The organism is Pusillimonas sp. MFBS29, assembly GCF_020687695.1.
In the GTDB taxonomy this organism is placed as follows: Bacteria; Pseudomonadota; Gammaproteobacteria; order Burkholderiales; family Burkholderiaceae_B; genus Pusillimonas_C.
Genome location: NZ_JAJEWL010000006.1, coordinates 10,804 through 26,090 on the forward strand (window position 1 = coordinate 10,804; position 15,287 = coordinate 26,090).

17 protein-coding genes are annotated in these 15,287 nt (G+C 57.3%); 7 read left to right on the plus strand and 10 right to left on the minus strand.

The genetic code is table 11. The annotated features are described in order from the left end of the window. Positions 1-46 precede the first annotated feature (46 nt). From mnhG to LKR43_RS09930, 6 genes are read right to left on the minus strand one after another with little or no spacing between them, the layout of a single operon-like run. Positions 47-433 (minus strand): monovalent cation/H(+) antiporter subunit G, encoded by a 387-nt coding sequence (gene mnhG / locus LKR43_RS09905; RefSeq protein ID WP_227683895.1) that lies wholly within the window; start codon positions 431-433, stop codon positions 47-49. Beyond that, entirely contained in the window at positions 430-711 is a 282-nt protein-coding gene (locus LKR43_RS09910) for a K+/H+ antiporter subunit F (RefSeq protein WP_227683896.1), read from the minus strand. The genes mnhG and LKR43_RS09910 overlap by 4 nt, the downstream gene beginning before the upstream one ends. Beyond that, positions 708-1,196 (minus strand): Na+/H+ antiporter subunit E, encoded by a 489-nt coding sequence (locus LKR43_RS09915; protein ID WP_227683897.1) that lies wholly within the window; start codon positions 1,194-1,196, stop codon positions 708-710. The genes LKR43_RS09910 and LKR43_RS09915 overlap by 4 nt, the downstream gene beginning before the upstream one ends. Then, entirely contained in the window at positions 1,193-2,827 is a 1,635-nt protein-coding gene (locus LKR43_RS09920) for a monovalent cation/H+ antiporter subunit D (protein WP_227683898.1), read from the minus strand. The genes LKR43_RS09915 and LKR43_RS09920 overlap by 4 nt, the downstream gene beginning before the upstream one ends. After that, positions 2,824-3,168, minus strand: coding sequence for a Na+/H+ antiporter subunit C (locus tag LKR43_RS09925; RefSeq protein WP_227683899.1), 345 nt, complete (start codon positions 3,166-3,168; stop codon positions 2,824-2,826). The genes LKR43_RS09920 and LKR43_RS09925 overlap by 4 nt, the downstream gene beginning before the upstream one ends. Continuing rightward, the gene (locus LKR43_RS09930) at positions 3,168-6,101 is read right to left on the minus strand and encodes a monovalent cation/H+ antiporter subunit A (protein ID WP_227683900.1); all 2,934 of its coding nucleotides are present in this window, start codon (positions 6,099-6,101) and stop codon (positions 3,168-3,170) included. Before LKR43_RS09930 ends, LKR43_RS09925 begins: the two co-directional genes overlap by 1 nt. Positions 6,102-6,320: 219 nt before the next feature. On the opposite strand from LKR43_RS09930, the gene hemN reads away from it, so the two are divergent. Continuing rightward, positions 6,321-7,742 (plus strand): oxygen-independent coproporphyrinogen III oxidase, encoded by a 1,422-nt coding sequence (gene hemN, locus LKR43_RS09935; protein ID WP_227683901.1) that lies wholly within the window; start codon positions 6,321-6,323, stop codon positions 7,740-7,742. 1 nt (position 7,743) lies between these two features. Here the strand turns inward: hemN and LKR43_RS09940 are convergent, their stop codons facing one another. Continuing rightward, on the minus strand, positions 7,744-8,130 hold the full coding sequence (locus LKR43_RS09940; RefSeq protein ID WP_370632090.1) for a YbaN family protein: 387 nt from the start codon (positions 8,128-8,130) through the stop codon (positions 7,744-7,746). A gap of 52 nt (positions 8,131-8,182) precedes the next feature. On the opposite strand from LKR43_RS09940, the gene LKR43_RS09945 reads away from it, so the two are divergent. Then, positions 8,183-8,866 (plus strand): Crp/Fnr family transcriptional regulator, encoded by a 684-nt coding sequence (locus LKR43_RS09945; RefSeq protein WP_227683902.1) that lies wholly within the window; start codon positions 8,183-8,185, stop codon positions 8,864-8,866. Here LKR43_RS09945 and LKR43_RS09950 read toward each other — a convergent pair. After that, entirely contained in the window at positions 8,847-10,187 is a 1,341-nt protein-coding gene (locus tag LKR43_RS09950) for a hypothetical protein (protein WP_227683903.1), read from the minus strand. The genes LKR43_RS09945 and LKR43_RS09950 overlap by 20 nt on opposite strands. Further along, positions 10,187-10,420 (minus strand): DUF2249 domain-containing protein, encoded by a 234-nt coding sequence (locus LKR43_RS09955; protein WP_227683904.1) that lies wholly within the window; start codon positions 10,418-10,420, stop codon positions 10,187-10,189. The genes LKR43_RS09950 and LKR43_RS09955 overlap by 1 nt, the downstream gene beginning before the upstream one ends. A 174-nt stretch (positions 10,421-10,594) precedes the next feature. On the opposite strand from LKR43_RS09955, the gene LKR43_RS09960 reads away from it, so the two are divergent. The 5 genes from LKR43_RS09960 to LKR43_RS09980 are packed head-to-tail and all read left to right on the plus strand — an operon-like array spanning position 10,595 to position 14,965. After that, the gene (locus LKR43_RS09960; RefSeq protein WP_370632091.1) at positions 10,595-11,800 is read left to right on the plus strand and encodes an NAD(P)H-dependent flavin oxidoreductase; all 1,206 of its coding nucleotides are present in this window, start codon (positions 10,595-10,597) and stop codon (positions 11,798-11,800) included. 27 nt (positions 11,801-11,827) lie between these two features. Beyond that, a complete protein-coding gene (locus LKR43_RS09965; RefSeq protein WP_227683906.1) occupies positions 11,828-12,877 on the plus strand; it encodes a peptidase U32 family protein in 1,050 nt (349 codons plus the stop codon). Positions 12,878-12,932: 55 nt separating this feature from the next. Continuing rightward, a complete protein-coding gene (locus tag LKR43_RS09970; protein ID WP_227683907.1) occupies positions 12,933-13,820 on the plus strand; it encodes a U32 family peptidase in 888 nt (295 codons plus the stop codon). A 14-nt stretch (positions 13,821-13,834) separates the two neighbouring features. Beyond that, positions 13,835-14,452, plus strand: coding sequence for a hemolysin III family protein (locus LKR43_RS09975; RefSeq protein ID WP_227683908.1), 618 nt, complete (start codon positions 13,835-13,837; stop codon positions 14,450-14,452). Between the two features lie 27 nt (positions 14,453-14,479). Continuing rightward, positions 14,480-14,965 carry an SCP2 sterol-binding domain-containing protein gene (locus tag LKR43_RS09980; protein WP_227683909.1) on the plus strand — a complete coding sequence of 162 codons (486 nt, stop codon included), beginning with the start codon at positions 14,480-14,482 and terminating at the stop codon, positions 14,963-14,965. 10 nt (positions 14,966-14,975) lie between these two features. Here LKR43_RS09980 and LKR43_RS09985 read toward each other — a convergent pair whose 3' ends face one another. Further along, positions 14,976-15,215, minus strand: coding sequence for a DUF2249 domain-containing protein (locus tag LKR43_RS09985; protein WP_227684105.1), 240 nt, complete (start codon positions 15,213-15,215; stop codon positions 14,976-14,978). Positions 15,216-15,287 lie beyond the last annotated feature (72 nt).

Sequence of the window (15,287 nt, forward strand, 5' to 3'; positions counted from 1 at the left end):
TGGTGTAAATGAATATTGCAGACTGGTAACTATTCCGGAAGCCTGACTAAGGCAGTCCTGTGCCTGTGGGTTCATCCAGAGCCGCGTCCGCTACGCTGCCTTTTTCACGCATCAGCCTTTCTTCCTGGCGTGCCTGGCGCTTGATGCCTGCCCGCATCAGCAGGGTGGCGGTAACCGGTGAGGTGATGACCAGAAAGATGGTAATAAGAATCTGATGTACGACCACTCGGTGCTCCAGCATCGAGGAAACCAGGATGGAAGCTACCAATACGCAGAACACGCCCAGTGTATTGCCCAGGGTCGGTGCGTGAATGCGGGAAAAAAAAGTCGGCAGACGCAGCAGGCCCAATGAGCCGGTCAGGGTCAGTAGCCCGCTGATGATCAGCAGCAGCGAAACGGGGATGGATATCCAGATGGGCAGGGTTTCCATCATGGTTCAATGACCTCGCCACGCAGCAGGAATTTGGCCATGGCGACCGAGCCTACAAAGCCGAACAGGCTGATCAGCAGTGCAATGTCGAAATACAGGGTGGAGTTAAATTGCAGGCCCAACACCAGAAGTATCAGCATGCCATTGATGTACATGGTGTCCAGTGCCAGCACGCGATCAGCTGCGGTGGGTCCCTTCAGTATGCGCACCGCCGCGAAGGTCAGGCTCAGTACAAAGCAGCCGAGCGCGAAGGCGGTTGACCAATATATAAGTTGATTCATTCGAAAATCTCCAACAGTGGGCGTTCGTAGCGCTGCTGTATGGTGTACAGCCATTCTGATTCATCTTTCAGGTCGAGCACGTGCAGGGTCAGCAGGCTGTCCTCTTCGGAATAATCGGACCAGACCGTGCCCGGTGTATAGGTGACTATGCATGCAAGCGCGGCCAGTCCGTGAGGGTCGCGGATACGCAAGGGGATTCTGATGAATCCCGGTGTCGCGTTGGCGCGGGCGCCCAGCCAGACGATGCGCCCGACGGCTATGTTCGATTTGGCGATGTCGATGGCGACGTGGACAATCAGCCGCATAGCAATCAGAGGGTGTTTCGGGGTTGCCCGCAAAGGGCGCAGGTTGGATGCGGCCCATGCAAGCAGAATGGCAAGGATGGTGCCCAGTACGATTTGTCCGGCCGAAAACGAGTCGTTCAGCAACAGCCAGATAACGAGCAGAATGACCGGCAGCATCAGTAGCGTCTGGAGGCGTCTCATTGGCTGACTCCCGTAACGGCGCGCTCAGGGCTTTGCGACAGGACGGCATTGACGTATGAAATCGGGCGATCCAGATAGTTGGCGGTCAGCTCCATTTCGTGCATGACAGGACCGGCCCAGAATGCAAGCGCGATCGTAGCCAGTATCAACAGACCGACCGGCGCAGCCTCGCTGATGCGCAGTCGGGGTGTAACGGTGTCATCAGAGCTCCAGAACAGGCGGATTCCGGTGCGGCTCAGGGCAATAATGCCCACCAGGCCGGAAAGCAGCATACCTGCGACCAATGACCAGGCAGCCAGAGATGGTGTGTCAGTTGCCGAGGTTTGCAGGGCGGCGGACAGCAGTGCAAACTTGCCAATAAACGCCGACGTGGGCGGCAGGCCTATGATCAGCAATGCACAGAATCCGAACGACATGCCCAGAAAAGCCATTGCGGCCGGTATGGCGACACCCACCACGTCATCGGATCGATCGGCTGCTTCAGGGTCTTCCAGGTCGAAGGCCTCCAGACTGACCGCCAATACGTCCGCACCGAAAGACTGCGTGCGCTCGACCAGTTCCAGCAGCATGTACAGCGCACCGATGGCAAGCACCGAGCTGATGAGGTAGAACAGGGCGGGGCCGGTAAGTGTTACGCCGGGCATGCCCAGCGCCGCAAACAGCGTGCCCGAAGACATGATGACGCAGTAGCCGGCCTGGCGTTCTGTTTGGGCAGCGGCCAGCAGGCCTACTGCACCGAAAATAAGGGTGGCCATTCCGGCTGGAAACATCCATGAGCCGCCGAATGCAGCCGGAGCTCCGGTGGGCAGCAGCAGGGATCCGATGCGCAGCAGCGAATAGATGCCTACCTTGGTCATGATGGCGAAAATTCCGGCTACCGGTGCGCAGGCATTGGCATAGGCGGCAGGCAGCCAGAAGTTCAAGGGCCAGGCTGCTGCCTTGATCAGGAAAGCGATGCCAAGTATGGCTGCGCCGGTTTCAAACAGCAGCCTTTCGGATCCTGCCAGCAGTCCGGCGCGTACAGCCAGGTCGGCCATATTCAGTGTGCCGGTGACGCCGTAGATAAGGGCCATGGCAATCAGCAGCAGGAATGAGGCGACCAGGTTGACAGCGATATAGTGCAGTCCGGCCGCCACGCGTGAACGCCCCGAACCATGCAGCATCAAGCCGTAAGAGGCCGCCAGCAGGACCTCGAAGAAAACGAAAAGATTGAACAGATCGCCAGTAAGGAAAGCCCCGTTCAGGCCCATGAGCAGGAATTGGAACAGGGGATGAAAGTGCGAACCCGCGCGGTCCCAGCGGGCGGTGGCGTAGACCCAGGTTGCTGCTCCCAATATGGAAGTCAGGATCAGCATGAGGGTAGACAATCGGTCGACCACTGCGACAATCCCGAACGGCGCCGGCCAGTCCCCAAGCAGGTAAACGCCTACGCCATCTGGCCAGTTGCTGGGCAGATAGCCTGCCGACAGGCAGAAAAGTGTGACCGCACAATAAGCCTGGGCGGCGATCGACAGAAAACCCAGGGTGAGCCGGGTGCGCCGATGCGTATCGTTGATAAGCAGCATCAGGGCGCCGACCATGAGTGGTATAGCGACAGGGAGAATGGGTAAGTGTTGCAGCCATTCGTTCATTGTGGGCGCTCCCTGCCGTCAACGTGGTCAGTATCCGAAAGGCCGCGGGACGCAAGCAACACCACCAGGAAAAGCGCCGTGGTGGCGAAGCCGATGACGATAGCCGTCAGGACCAGTGCCTGTGGCAATGGGTCTGCGTACTGGCTGGCGGTGGCCGCCCAGTCTGTCTGTACGACGGGCGGTGCACCCAGGGTGACCCGGCCCATTGAAAATATGAACAGATTGACGGCGTATGAAATCAGGGTCAGGCCCATGATGACCTGGAAGGTGCGTGGCCGCAGCAGCAACCAGATGCCTGATCCGGCTAACACGCCTATGGCAATGGACAGGACGATTTCCATCAGGGAGTGTTTCCTTGTACGTTGGAGGCTTGTGTTTGGGTGGCAGCCGGTTTGCGATACAGCCTGAGCGACTGGTGAGCCAGAGCCACTAGCATCAATACCGTAGCGCCCACAACCAGCATGTACACGCCTATATCAAACAACAACACGGTCGACATGTGTACGTGACCCACCATGGGGAGCACGAGATCCCAGCTGAAGGCAGCCAGGAAAGGTTTGGCCGCCCACCAGACGGACATTGCAGCGGTGCCGGCACACAAAAGGCCCAGGGCAATCCAGTACTGTGGATGGATGCGTGGCCGGGCCTCGACCCAAATGACTCCGCCAACCATGTACTGCAAGATAATGGCAGTGGCCATGATGAGGCCACCGACAAAGCCGCCTCCGGGCAGATTATGGCCGCGTATCAGGAAGTACAGCGAAATCAGCGCGGCGATGGGCAACACCAGGCGCACCAGGACGGCGGGCACTTTCATGACTCCACCGGGGATCTCTGCCGCTGCATCGGGTTCGGCAAACGAGTCAAGCAGCCGGCCATAGGTAGGTGGCTTCTGGCGCGCTTTGGGCAGACTCATGGTCTCGGGTGGTGGACGGAAGCGACGCAACAGCGCATAGACAGTCAGTGCCACGATGCCGAGTACGGTAATTTCACCAAAGGTATCGAAACCACGGAAGTCGACCAATATGACGTTAACGACGTTCGCTCCGCCACCCAGGGGAATCGATTGCTCTACGAAGAAGGATGATATGCCTTCCGGATGCGGGCGGGTCATTACTGCGTAAGCAATGGCCGAGAGCCCTGCGCCGCTGATGACGGCGATGATCAGATCGCGAAAACGCCGTACGAAAGCCTTGAGCTTGTTCTGCAGGGGAGGATGTTCATCGTCACCTTCGACACGGGGTGGCAGCCAGCGCAAGCCCAGCAGGATGAGGACCATGGTGACGACCTCAACGGCCAGTTGGGTCAGGGCCAGATCGGGCGCCGACAGCCAGGCAAACGTCAGGGCAGTGACCAGGCCCGCGCCTCCGGACAGCAGCAGCGAAACGGCACGATGGTATTTCGCCTGACGCGCGGCGCCTATGGCACAGGCTGCCCCGGCCACCCACATCAGGGCAAAGAAGGGGTCGATGGTTGTGAAAACCTCGGGAACCAGCCAGCCACCATACAGTAGCGGAAGCATGGCTACAAAAAAAGTGCTCAGGACGATCAGCAGCAGCTGGGGCTGCAAGCGCGGTGAACGCGTCCAGGCCAGTACGACATCCGCGGCTGCATCCAGCCACTCCAGAACCAGATCGAAGGTTCGGCGGCCGTCGAAGCGATAGATAAAGGGTGCCTGGCCGGGCTGGGAGCGATGCCGATGGCGCAGCAGCCACAGAAGCAATACACCGCCTGCCAGGGCCACGAAGCTCATGGCCAGAGGCAGGTTAAAGCCATGCCAGATGCGCAAATCGTACACGGGGGTGGCATCCCCAAGTATGGACAGCGTTGCGTTGTGCAGGAAGGGGCCGACCGTATAGCTGGGCAAAATGCCAACCACAAGACAGGTCAGAACGAGAACGGCACTGGGTATGAGCATGCGTAGCGGTGGCTCATGGGGCGCGCGCGGCAGATCGCGTGGTGGTGGTCCAAAGAAGACCTGGACCACGAAACGCAGCGAGTAGGCAACGCTGAAGGCGCTGGCGATCACCGCTGCAAAGGGCAGGCCGTAGCTGGTGAAAAGGTTGCCGCTGGCAAAGACTGTTTCGGCAAAGAACATTTCCTTGGACAGAAAGCCGTTAAGCAGCGGCACACCTGCCATGGAAGCAGATGCCACGACGGCCAGGACGGCGGTGATAGGCATGCTTCGGTACAGGCCAGAGAGTCGACCGAGGTCGCGCGTACCGGTTTCGTGATCAACGATGCCGGCCGCCATGAACAGCGATGCCTTGAAGGTGGCGTGGTTGACCATGTGGAAAATGGCGGCGACCAGCGCCAGCTTGCTGTTCATGCCCAACAGCAACGTGATCAGGCCCAGATGGCTGATGGTCGAATAGGCGAGTACGCCTTTCATGTCCATCTGGAATGTTGCCGCATAAGCGCCCAGCACCAATGAGCATAGTCCGGCCCCGCCTATGATATAGGCCCACTCATCAGTACCGGCCAGAATGGGCCAGAAGCGGGCCAGAAGGAAGACGCCGGCCTTGACCATCGTGGCCGAGTGCAGATAGGCAGACACCGGTGTCGGTGCCGCCATGGCGTTGGGCAGCCAGATGTGAAAAGGAAATTGAGCGCTTTTGCTAAGGGCGCCCAGGGCCACCAGTACGACGATGGCGGTATACCAGGGGTGAGTACGTATAAGATCGCCCGAAGCCAGGACGGCATCCAGATCGTAGCTGCCTACGACATGCCCCAGCATCAGCATGCCGCCCAGCAGACACAGGCCGCCGGCCCCGGTAATGGTCAGCGACATGCGGGCGCCGCGTCGCGCGTCCAGGCGATGATGCCAGTAGGCGATCAGCATGAACGACGAAAGGCTGGTGAGCTCCCAGAACACCACCATCTGAATCAGGTTTCCGGACAGCACCACCCCCAGCATCGAACCCATAAATGCCAGGAAAAACGAGAAGAAGCGCGGAGCCGGGTCTTGCGGCGATAGATAATACCGCGCATAGAGCACGATCAGGGCGCCCATGGACGTGATGATCATGGAGAACAGCCATGAATAACCATCCATACGCAAGGTAAAGTCCACACCCAGGCTCGTCATCCAGGGGATGACATTCTTGATTACATGCCCGTCGAAAATGCCCGGAAGCTGGCTGAACACCAGTACACCGCACAAGACGGCGACTAAACCTGCCAGCCAGGCCTCGAGCTTTCGCGCGTTTGCAGGCAGCAGCGCGGCAATAATACTGCCTGCAAAAGGTAAGACTAGAATTAATACAAGCGACATCGGGGCGGGTAATTGAGTTTGTCTATGAAACCAGCCCTAATAATACGATATGTTGCGTTCAGCTTTAAGAAAGCTCTTGCAGATAGACAATGTATTTTTACTTGACTTAGGTCAAAATTATTTTTTGCGCAATCTTGCACAATACCGCCTAGGGCTTTGCAGGCCTTTTTCGGTGGTGCAAGCCAAGCGCCCTGAGCATGCATCAATCGGAGACCGGCCATGAGCGCCCCCAACCCAGCAGTTACTGATAACACAGTCTCGTTCCCGGATATCGAGATTTCCGAAGCCCTGATCAGGCGCTTCGATAGTTCCGGGCCACGCTATACATCCTATCCAACAGCCGATCGCTTCAATGCGGGGTTTGGCCAGGATGACTACGTTGGCTATTTGTCCGGCCGTGCCGGTGCCAGCAACAATCCCTTGCTCTCGGTCTATGTGCATTTGCCGTTTTGCGAATCGCTTTGCTACTTTTGCGCCTGTAACAAAATTATCACGCAAGATCACGAGCGCTCCGCCGAGTACCTGCGCTATCTCGATAAGGAAATGGCGCTTGTAGCCGGGCATCTTGGTCCGGATCGCAAGACCGGGCAGTTGCACCTCGGTGGCGGAACCCCCACGTTTTTGAATTCTGCCGAACTCACGCATCTCATGGAAACGCTGCGGCAGCATTTCGAATTTACGCCGGATGCGGAACTGGGCGTGGAAATCGATCCGCGTACGGTCAACGACAAAACGCTTGCCATGCTGTCGGGGCTGGGTTTCAACCGCACCAGCTTTGGCGTGCAGGATTTTGATCCCGATGTACAGGCAGCGGTCAATCGCATCCAGCCGCTGCCCATGGTCGAAGCCGCTTTGAATGCCAGCCGCCAGGCCGGATTCGAATCGGTAAACATAGATCTGATCTACGGCCTGCCCAAACAGACGCTGGCCAGTTTCGATCACACGCTGGATAAGGTCTTGCGTCTGTCGCCCGATCGCATTGCCCTGTATAACTATGCGCATTTGCCGGCACGCTTCAAGGCACAGCGCCTGATCAAGGCCGCTGATCTGCCCTCAGCCGAAGAGCGATTGCAGATATTCCTGATGTCCATGCGGCGGCTGCTCGAGGCGGGTTATGTCTATATCGGGCTGGATCACTTCTCCAAGCCCGACGATGAACTGAACAAGGCACGGCTCGATAAAAGTCTGCATCGGAACTTTCAGGGCTATACCACGCGCGCAGAGTACGACATGGTTGGCTTCGGCGTGTCGGCCATCGGCAAGGTGGGTCGATCTTACAGTGCCTCGGTGCGATCATTGAAAGCCTATTATCAGCATCTCGACGAGGGTCGCCTGCCCATAGAGCGTGGCTACAACCTGACTGATGACGACGTCTTGCGTCGCGAAGTCATCATGACCCTCATGTGCAGCATGCCGCTTGATTATCAGGCGATACAACAAAGGCACGGTATTGATTTTTCCAGCTATTTTGCAACCGAACTTCAGCGGCTTGACCCGTTCGAGCAGGCGGGCATGCTGGTACGCAGTGAAAATGATCTGAGTATTACGCCCAAGGGTCGCCTGTTTGTGCGTGCCATAGGCATGGTGTTTGACAAGTTTCTGGGCCGGCCAACTGTGTCGACGTACTCCAAGCTGATCTAGGTCAGTCAGGTGTGCCTTCCAGTTCCTGTGGTGTCAGGGTCTTCATCCTGAGCAGGTAAATGGTTACGCCTATACCCGGGACAAGCAGCAGCACCCTGACCCAGGGTAGGGGTACGTACCAGGCCGAGAAAGCCAGCGACGCCCACATCATGGTCAGGGCGATGACCTTGCTGCGCATGGGAATGCCACGGCCTGCCTGGATGTTGCGCAGGTATGGCCCCAGTATCCGGTTGCCCATTAGCCAGCGGTGGGCCCGTGTCGAACCGCGCAGGTAGCAGGCCGAGGCTAGGAGCAGAAAGGGGGTAGTCGGGAGCAGGGGCAGGAATATGCCCAGCAAAGCCAGAAACAGGGCCAGCGTACCGACAACATTGAACAGAATTTTGATCACAAGCTTCTTGGTTTGAAGGACAGCAGGTACATCGTTACAGGATTCTAGCAATATGGCAACAAACAAAACACGCATACAGGATTTTCTGGCGAAACTGCCGTTATTCAATGAGTTGTCGGAGCGGGAGCTCGATACCATTGCGGCCGGCACCACCGAGGTGCAGGTTCAGCGCGGCGAGATGCTTTTTCATCGTGGTGATCCCTGCGTGGGGTTTCACACCGTGGTGTACGGGCAAATCAAGCTCATGTTCGTCTCGCCCATGGGGGGTGAAAAAGTCGTACGGCTGATAGGGCCCGGTGACTGCTTTGGCGAAGCGCTGATGTTTCTGGACAAGGCTTACATCGTGTCTGCCCAGGCGCTGGCCGACACGATGCTGCTGCATGTGTCCAAAAACGTGTTGTTTGCCGAGATCGACAGTCAGCCCGGATTTGCACGCAAGATGCTGGGTGGACTAAGCCAACGCCTGCACAGTCTGATGGGCGATGTCGAGGCTTACTCGCTAAGGTCGGGCACACAGCGGGTCATAGGCTACCTGCTGAAAGACGGCGGTACCCACCAGGACGGCCGCCAGTTCAGGCTGGAAACCAGCAAGACCGTTATTGCGTCGCGTCTGAACCTGACACCCGAACACTTTTCCCGCATATTGCATGACCTGGGAGCCAATGGGCTGATCAAGGTCAAGGGTCGTGAAATCACGATTATGGATGCTGCCAAGCTCAGCGCTTATCAGGGGTAAGCTGCCAGGGTGGCGTAGCCGTCTTCAGTGCCTGGGCTATTTCCTGCCTGGCCCGTACGAACAGCCTTAGCGCAAGCATAATGTTCCATCCCAGCCAGAGCACGGACACTGCCAGCGCGAGTGCGGCTGCATGGGTGAACATCATGGGTTTGAGGCTGGCTGCGACGAGCAGCAGCAGGGCCGCCAGATGCGGCCAGAATTGTCGGGCAGCGATCTCGTCGGGAATGATTTGTTTGACTTTGGGTACAACCCTGAGAGCAATGGTCAGATCTTTCTGCAGGTGATACCAAAGCAGGAACGGAATGATCTTGTAGAGCATGCCGTTGATGGCAGACCAGGCAAATCCAACCAGAAACAGCACGCCCAGCGTTACGGTGAAGTCGCCGGTGCCGGAAATCTGCAACAACCAGACGGGTGCACAGCCAGCAAGGCTGATCATGGCTGTGCGCCAGAACAGGGTGGTGGTGTCAGGTTCCGGGCGTTTGCGCGTCCAGAGCAGCTGAAAGGTGATGGCGGCGAATATCAGGCAGCCACCAAGCAGCAACAAGGCAATCGCACGGCCGATTTCCCATTGTATGGAGCTGGCCAGGTAGTGATTGGCTGTGAACGCCACCAGCAATACGAATAAAGCAGGAGCCAGCCAGCGGGTGACAACCTTAGGGTAGAGTTCCGTAACCTGAAAAATGGGAATTACCTGATACGCCATGCCTATGATGAGCAGGCCGACCCATCCCAGCAAACCCCATGCAGCATGTACGTCGGTCAGGGGTCTGGATAGCGGCAACCAGCCCGCCCAACCCGCCGCCAGAACGACGCCTATTGTTGCCGTAACAGCTAGGGCCAGGATGGCGAAGCGAGTGGCGGACAGGATTTCGATAGACCCTTTCGTAGCTTGCTTGCGGTAGAGCCACAAGCCGCCCGCGCAGGCCAGCGCCAGCCATAGCAGGGCGCCGCCCAGTAAACCGCCGGCTAATGGAAATAGCCCGGTCCGTCCGGAAAGAAAACCGGCAGCCAGCACCAGGGTGCCCGAGCTGAGCAGCCCGTGTACGGCCGTCGAGGTCATGCGCGGTGAGTAAACATTGATGCCGGTGGCGACGGGCAATATTTGCATCATGGCGCCGGCCATTGCACTGGCCAGTGCGCCCAGGGTGAGCAGGTGAGTGATTGCCAGGGTGGGGGCAGTCCAGCGCGAGACCATGGCTGTGGGGCCTTCCCACAACAGCAGCAGGGCGGCCAGCAGGACAAATACAGGCGCGCTGAGCAGCAGTCGCAGGGGTACGCCGATATCGGGCGAGCTATTGAGCGATAGGGCGCGTTGCATCAGTCTTTGTGCCAGATGAGAATTTCGTAGCGGTAATCGGCCAGGGTATCTACCTGATACCGGAAGTTGTTCTTGTCGAGAATGCCATACAGCGGGTGCGGCTGACGATCTATGAGCATGCGTATGCGCTGGCCGGGTACGAGCACGGCCAGCATATCGAGCACACGTTCCAGCGGCTCGGGTGGCTCAAGGCCACGTACGTCCAGAAGCAGGTCTTCGTCAGTTTTCTTCATGTGTTTAACCATACACGAGACAAGTGTTTTCGGCGTTCAAGCCCATATTGTGCACAAGGCAATAGTAGCTTCAGCTATCCGTCATAAAGTTGATATTTATTAAGGAATGTCTTGTCTTATGCCTGCATAGTGATGGCTGCGTTTAAAAGCGAACATTTCGCAAGGATAAATCAAGTGTTGCAAACCGTTTTAGAACGACTCAAATTGAAAGGCAAGTCGCTGCTACCCATCGTTCAGGGCGGCATGGGCGTGGGTGTTTCCGCTCATCGGCTGGCCGGAACAGTCGCATCATATGGTGCCATGGGCACGATATCCAGCGTCGACTTGCGTCGTCACCACCCCGACCTCATGCTGCAAACCGGTCGTTCACGCGACAAGGCCCTCATCGATTCCGCCAACCTGGTCGCCCTCGATCGCGAAATTCAGTCGGCAAAAGCACTGTCCAAAGGCAATGGGCTTATCGCCGTGAATGTCATGCGTGCCGTGTCCGAGTATGCTTCCTACGTGCGTCAGGCCTGCGAAAGCGGGGCCGACGTCGTCGTGGTCGGTGCTGGCTTGCCACTGGATCTTCCCGAACTCACCGAAGGCCACAAAACGGGCATTGTTCCCATTTTGTCCGATGTGCGCGGCATTGGTCTCATTCTGAAAAAATGGATGCGCAAGAATCGCCTTCCCGATGCCATCGTCATCGAGAATCCAAAGTTCGCCGCCGGCCATTTGGGCGCACCCACGGCCGAAGCGCTCAACAATCCGAACTTTGCTTTTAACAATGTGCTGGAAGGCACCCTGCAGCTTTTCAAAGACATGGGCCTTGAAAAGGAAAACATTCCTCTTATCACTGCCGGTGGCATACACAGCCACGAACAGGTTCTGCAGCTCATGGGCATGGGTGCCAACGCAGTCCAGCTGGGTTCGGCTTTTGCAGTCACCGAAGAAGGTGATGCACATCCCAACTTCAAAAAGGTGCTGGTCGAAGCCAAACCCGAAGACATTGTTACCTTCATGAGCGTCGCCGGATTGCCGGCCCGTGCAGTGCGCACGCCCTGGTTGGCCAATTACCTTGAAAAAGAAGAAAAGCTGCAGCGTATTGCCAAGAAACGGCCTTGCACCGTGGGCTTCGATTGCCTGGCTTCCTGCGGTTTGCGCGATGGCATCAGCAAACACGGCCAGTTTTGTATAGATACCCAGCTGGCGTTTGCTTTGGCGGGTGATATCCGGCGTGGCCTGTTCTTCCGGGGTTCCGAAAAGCTGCCGTTCGGCGATGCAATCCGCTCGGTTCGTGAGCTTATCGAACTTCTGATCAATGGCGTCAAACCCACCATAGAAGCTGTTCGTGCCCCTACCGTTCGCGCGGCCGACGAGGCCTTGGCGCTCGCTTAACGCAGATACACTTTTTTCTTATCTGAAATGACTAACGCAACTGCTGTAATGCAGGCTGCGGCGGGGGCTGCTGCGCCCGCCGTTGAGCTTGTCTGTCCCGCGGGCAGCCTGCCCGCCCTGAAGGCCGCCGTCGATAACGGGGCCGATTGTGTTTATCTGGGCTTTCGCGATGCGACCAACGCGCGCAATTTCGCCGGCCTGAATTTTGATGAAAACGCCATTAACGAAGGCATACGCTATGCGCACGCAAACGGGCGCAAGGTATTCCTGGCATTGAATACCTATTCCCAGCCCGCAGGCTGGCAGGCCTGGCGTCAGGCCGTAGACCGTGCCGCCCAAGCTGGTGTCGATGCCATGATCGTGGCAGATCCGGGCCTCATGATGTATGCGCATCAGCGATATCCGCAATTGCGCCTGCACTTGTCCGTACAGGGTTCGGCCACCAATTACGAAGCCATCAATTTCTATCGCAAGCATTTTGGTGTGGTCCGGGCCGTTTTGCCCCGTGTGCTGTCGCTGGCCCAGGTCGAGCAGGTTACCGAAAACACCGAAGTCGAAATCGAAGTCTTTGGCTTTGGCAGTCTGTGTGTAATGGTAGAAGGCCGTTGTGCGCTGTCGTCCTATGTCACGGGCGAATCGCCCAACACCCATGGTGTGTGCTCGCCGGCCAAATCAGTGCGTTGGCAGCAAACCGACAAGGGCCTTGAGTCACGGCTGAATGGCGTACTGATAGACCGCTATGCCGATGGCGAGAATGCCGGCTATCCCACACTGTGCAAGGGCCGGTTCGATGTGAATAACGAAAACTACTACGCCCTCGAAGAACCTACCAGTCTTAATACCCTGGAATTGCTCCCCAAGCTCATGCAAATGGGTGTGCGTGCGATCAAGATAGAAGGCCGTCAGCGCAGCCCGGCATACGTGGCCCAGGTCACGCGTGTGTGGCGTGACGCCATTGATCAATGCTTGGCCAGCCAGCAGCGTTACTCCGTCAAACCACTCTGGATGACTGAGCTGAATAAGGTCGCCGAAGGGCAGCAGCACACACTGGGTGCGTATCACCGCCCCTGGAAATGAATTGAGTTGAACCGGCCGACTGTCTGGCTTCGCCGCATCGGGAAAAGGAAGTAACGTGAAAATCGCATTGGGACCCGTTCAATACTACTGGTCGCGCATCACCATGATGCAGTTTTATGAGTCGGTGACCGACACTCCGGTCGACATCGTCTATTTGGGGGAAACCGTTTGTTCGCGACGCCATGAGCTGCGTCTGCCCGACTGGCTCGAGATCGCACACATGCTGGCCGATGCCGGCAAAGATGTTGTGCTGTCCACGCAGGTGCTGCTGGAATCCGGGCAAGATCTCACCACCATGCGCAAGATTGCCGCAAACGATGGCTTTCTGGTCGAGGCCAACGATATGGGAGCCGTGCATTGCCTTGATGGCAAGCCCTTTGTGGCCGGCCCCTACCTGAACGTATACAGCAGCCCTACGCTTGAATTGCTTGCCGGCCAGGGTGCGCAGCGCTGGGTGATGCCGCTGGAAATGGGTCGTGAGGGTCTGGCGCAACTGCAGGCAGAGCGGCCGCAGAACATGCAGACTGAAGTGTTCGCCTACGGCCGCATGCCATTGGCTTTTTCAGCGCGTTGCTTTACAGCCCGCCATCGGAACATACCCAAAGACAATTGTCAGTATGTGTGTATGGACCACCCCGATGGCCTGCTGCTCGAGACACGCGAAGGGCAGCCCTTTCTTGTTTTGAATGGAATTCAGACCCAGTCGGCGTTGGTCTACAACCTGATTAACGAAACGCAGGCTATGCGTGATTTGGGTGTAGACGTATTGCGCATCAGCCCGCAGTCGCAGCATACAGGCGATATCGTGCAACTATTCCGCCAGGTGCTTGATCAGCAGCTCGACAGCAATGCCGCGTTCGAGCAAATGCTGCCCTTGATGCCTGCCGATCCCTGTAACGGCTATTGGTATGGCCGTCCCGGCCTGGAGCAGATGGTCGCCTGAATAAGGGCTGTGCAATGTATTACGGCGAACGATTCAACAGTATTTCCCACCTCACGGGTGCAGTGCTGGCCGCTATCGGCGCGACACTGTTGATCGTTTTCGCGGCTGGGCTTGGCGACCCCTGGAAAGTGGTCAGTTTTGGCATTTATGGCGCGATGCTGCTAAGCCTGTATCTGGCATCTACGCTCTATCACAGCCTGCGCGGGCGCGCCAAGCGTATCTGGTGCAAGTTCGATCACTGCGCCATTTACTTACTCATCGCAGGCAGCTATACGCCTTTCGCGCTGGTAAGTTTGCGGGGTGCCTGGGGCTGGTCGTTGTTTGGCGTGGTCTGGGGTCTGGCCCTGTTCGGCATCATTCAGGAAATCTGGCTGGCCAAAGGCCAGCGCGTGTTGTCCCTGATCATCTATGTTGCCATGGGTTGGCTGGCGATCATCGCCGCCGTGCCTTTGATCAATGCCCTGAGCTGGGAAGGTTTCCGCTGGCTCTTGCTGGGCGGCATCATCTACACCGTCGGAATCGTTTTCTATGCCACCGACGAAAAATGGCGGTATGGCCATGGCGTCTGGCATCTGTTTGTCATGGGTGGCAGTGCTTGCCACTATTTCACTGTTGTGTTTTATGTGGCCTGATTTCCGGGCCGCTTCAGGGAGTTTGTCGTGAGCTCAGGCCATCATTCCGTTCCTGCCCCTTTGGGCAAGCTGCTGGCACGTTTGCCGGCCTATCCTGGCTCGGCCATTTTTGCTACCGGGCTGAATCTGATTCTGGCGCAGCATTTGCCAGCCGATACCCTGCACATGCTGCAAGGAAGAATACTCAGAATCCAGGCAACAGATGCCGGTATTGCTTTTGATTTCGTGTGGCGTAACGGGAAATTCGTGGCTGTGGCGCCGGGTGGCGATATTGCTCTGACCATTGCGGCCAGCCTGCATGATTTTTATCTGCTGACGCAGCGTAAGGAAGACCCGGACACTCTGTTCTTCAGCCGTCGGCTGTCAATGGAAGGCGACACTGAACTGGGCCTGCTGGTAAAGAATACGCTTGATGCGCTGGATATGTCGTTGTTCGCACCCGATCAGTTGCTGCCAGGCAGGCTGATCGGACGCTTGCTGCCAAGTCGCAGCTCAAGGTCTGGTGCCTTCTAGCTGCGTTAACTCAGGCCACGATCTGGAAGTCGATAACTATTTCACCAGGTTCGCGTGCAACGTAATCGATTTTTATATGGTCGCCGAAATGCCCCATTAATTGCTGCAGCAGGGGCAGCGGATCATGATCGTTGCAAAAGCGCATGGTCTCGCCCGGATGCAGGGCAGACAGGGCGCCAAATATGGCTGCATGCCTGAAACGCTTGGCTACGCCGCGTGCGTCGAAGGGATAGACAGCATCGGAAAACATGGGAACAGGGGTCGAACTAGACACGATTGCATCCTTGAAAGAGTAAAAAAATCGTGTCCTGATTATAGGTAG

Excerpts from the sequence above, each read along its gene's own strand:
- LKR43_RS09965 (WP_227683906.1), top strand. The coding sequence starts at position 11,828 with ATGACTAACGCAACTGCTGTAATGCAGGCTGCGGCGGGGGCTGCTGCG.
- LKR43_RS09985 (WP_227684105.1), bottom strand. The coding sequence starts at position 15,215 with ATGTTTTCCGATGCTGTCTATCCCTTCGACGCACGCGGCGTAGCCAAG.
- hemN (WP_227683901.1), top strand. The coding sequence starts at position 6,321 with ATGAGCGCCCCCAACCCAGCAGTTACTGATAACACAGTCTCGTTCCCG.
- LKR43_RS09945 (WP_227683902.1), top strand. The coding sequence starts at position 8,183 with ATGGCAACAAACAAAACACGCATACAGGATTTTCTGGCGAAACTGCCG.
- LKR43_RS09920 (WP_227683898.1), bottom strand. The coding sequence starts at position 2,827 with ATGAACGAATGGCTGCAACACTTACCCATTCTCCCTGTCGCTATACCA.
- LKR43_RS09975 (WP_227683908.1), top strand. The coding sequence starts at position 13,835 with ATGTATTACGGCGAACGATTCAACAGTATTTCCCACCTCACGGGTGCA.
- LKR43_RS09910 (WP_227683896.1), bottom strand. The coding sequence starts at position 711 with ATGAATCAACTTATATATTGGTCAACCGCCTTCGCGCTCGGCTGCTTT.
- LKR43_RS09930 (WP_227683900.1), bottom strand. The coding sequence starts at position 6,101 with ATGTCGCTTGTATTAATTCTAGTCTTACCTTTTGCAGGCAGTATTATT.
- LKR43_RS09950 (WP_227683903.1), bottom strand. The coding sequence starts at position 10,187 with ATGCAACGCGCCCTATCGCTCAATAGCTCGCCCGATATCGGCGTACCC.
- LKR43_RS09925 (WP_227683899.1), bottom strand. The coding sequence starts at position 3,168 with ATGGAAATCGTCCTGTCCATTGCCATAGGCGTGTTAGCCGGATCAGGC.
- LKR43_RS09955 (WP_227683904.1), bottom strand. The coding sequence starts at position 10,420 with ATGAAGAAAACTGACGAAGACCTGCTTCTGGACGTACGTGGCCTTGAG.
- mnhG (WP_227683895.1), bottom strand. The coding sequence starts at position 433 with ATGATGGAAACCCTGCCCATCTGGATATCCATCCCCGTTTCGCTGCTG.
- LKR43_RS09915 (WP_227683897.1), bottom strand. The coding sequence starts at position 1,196 with ATGAGACGCCTCCAGACGCTACTGATGCTGCCGGTCATTCTGCTCGTT.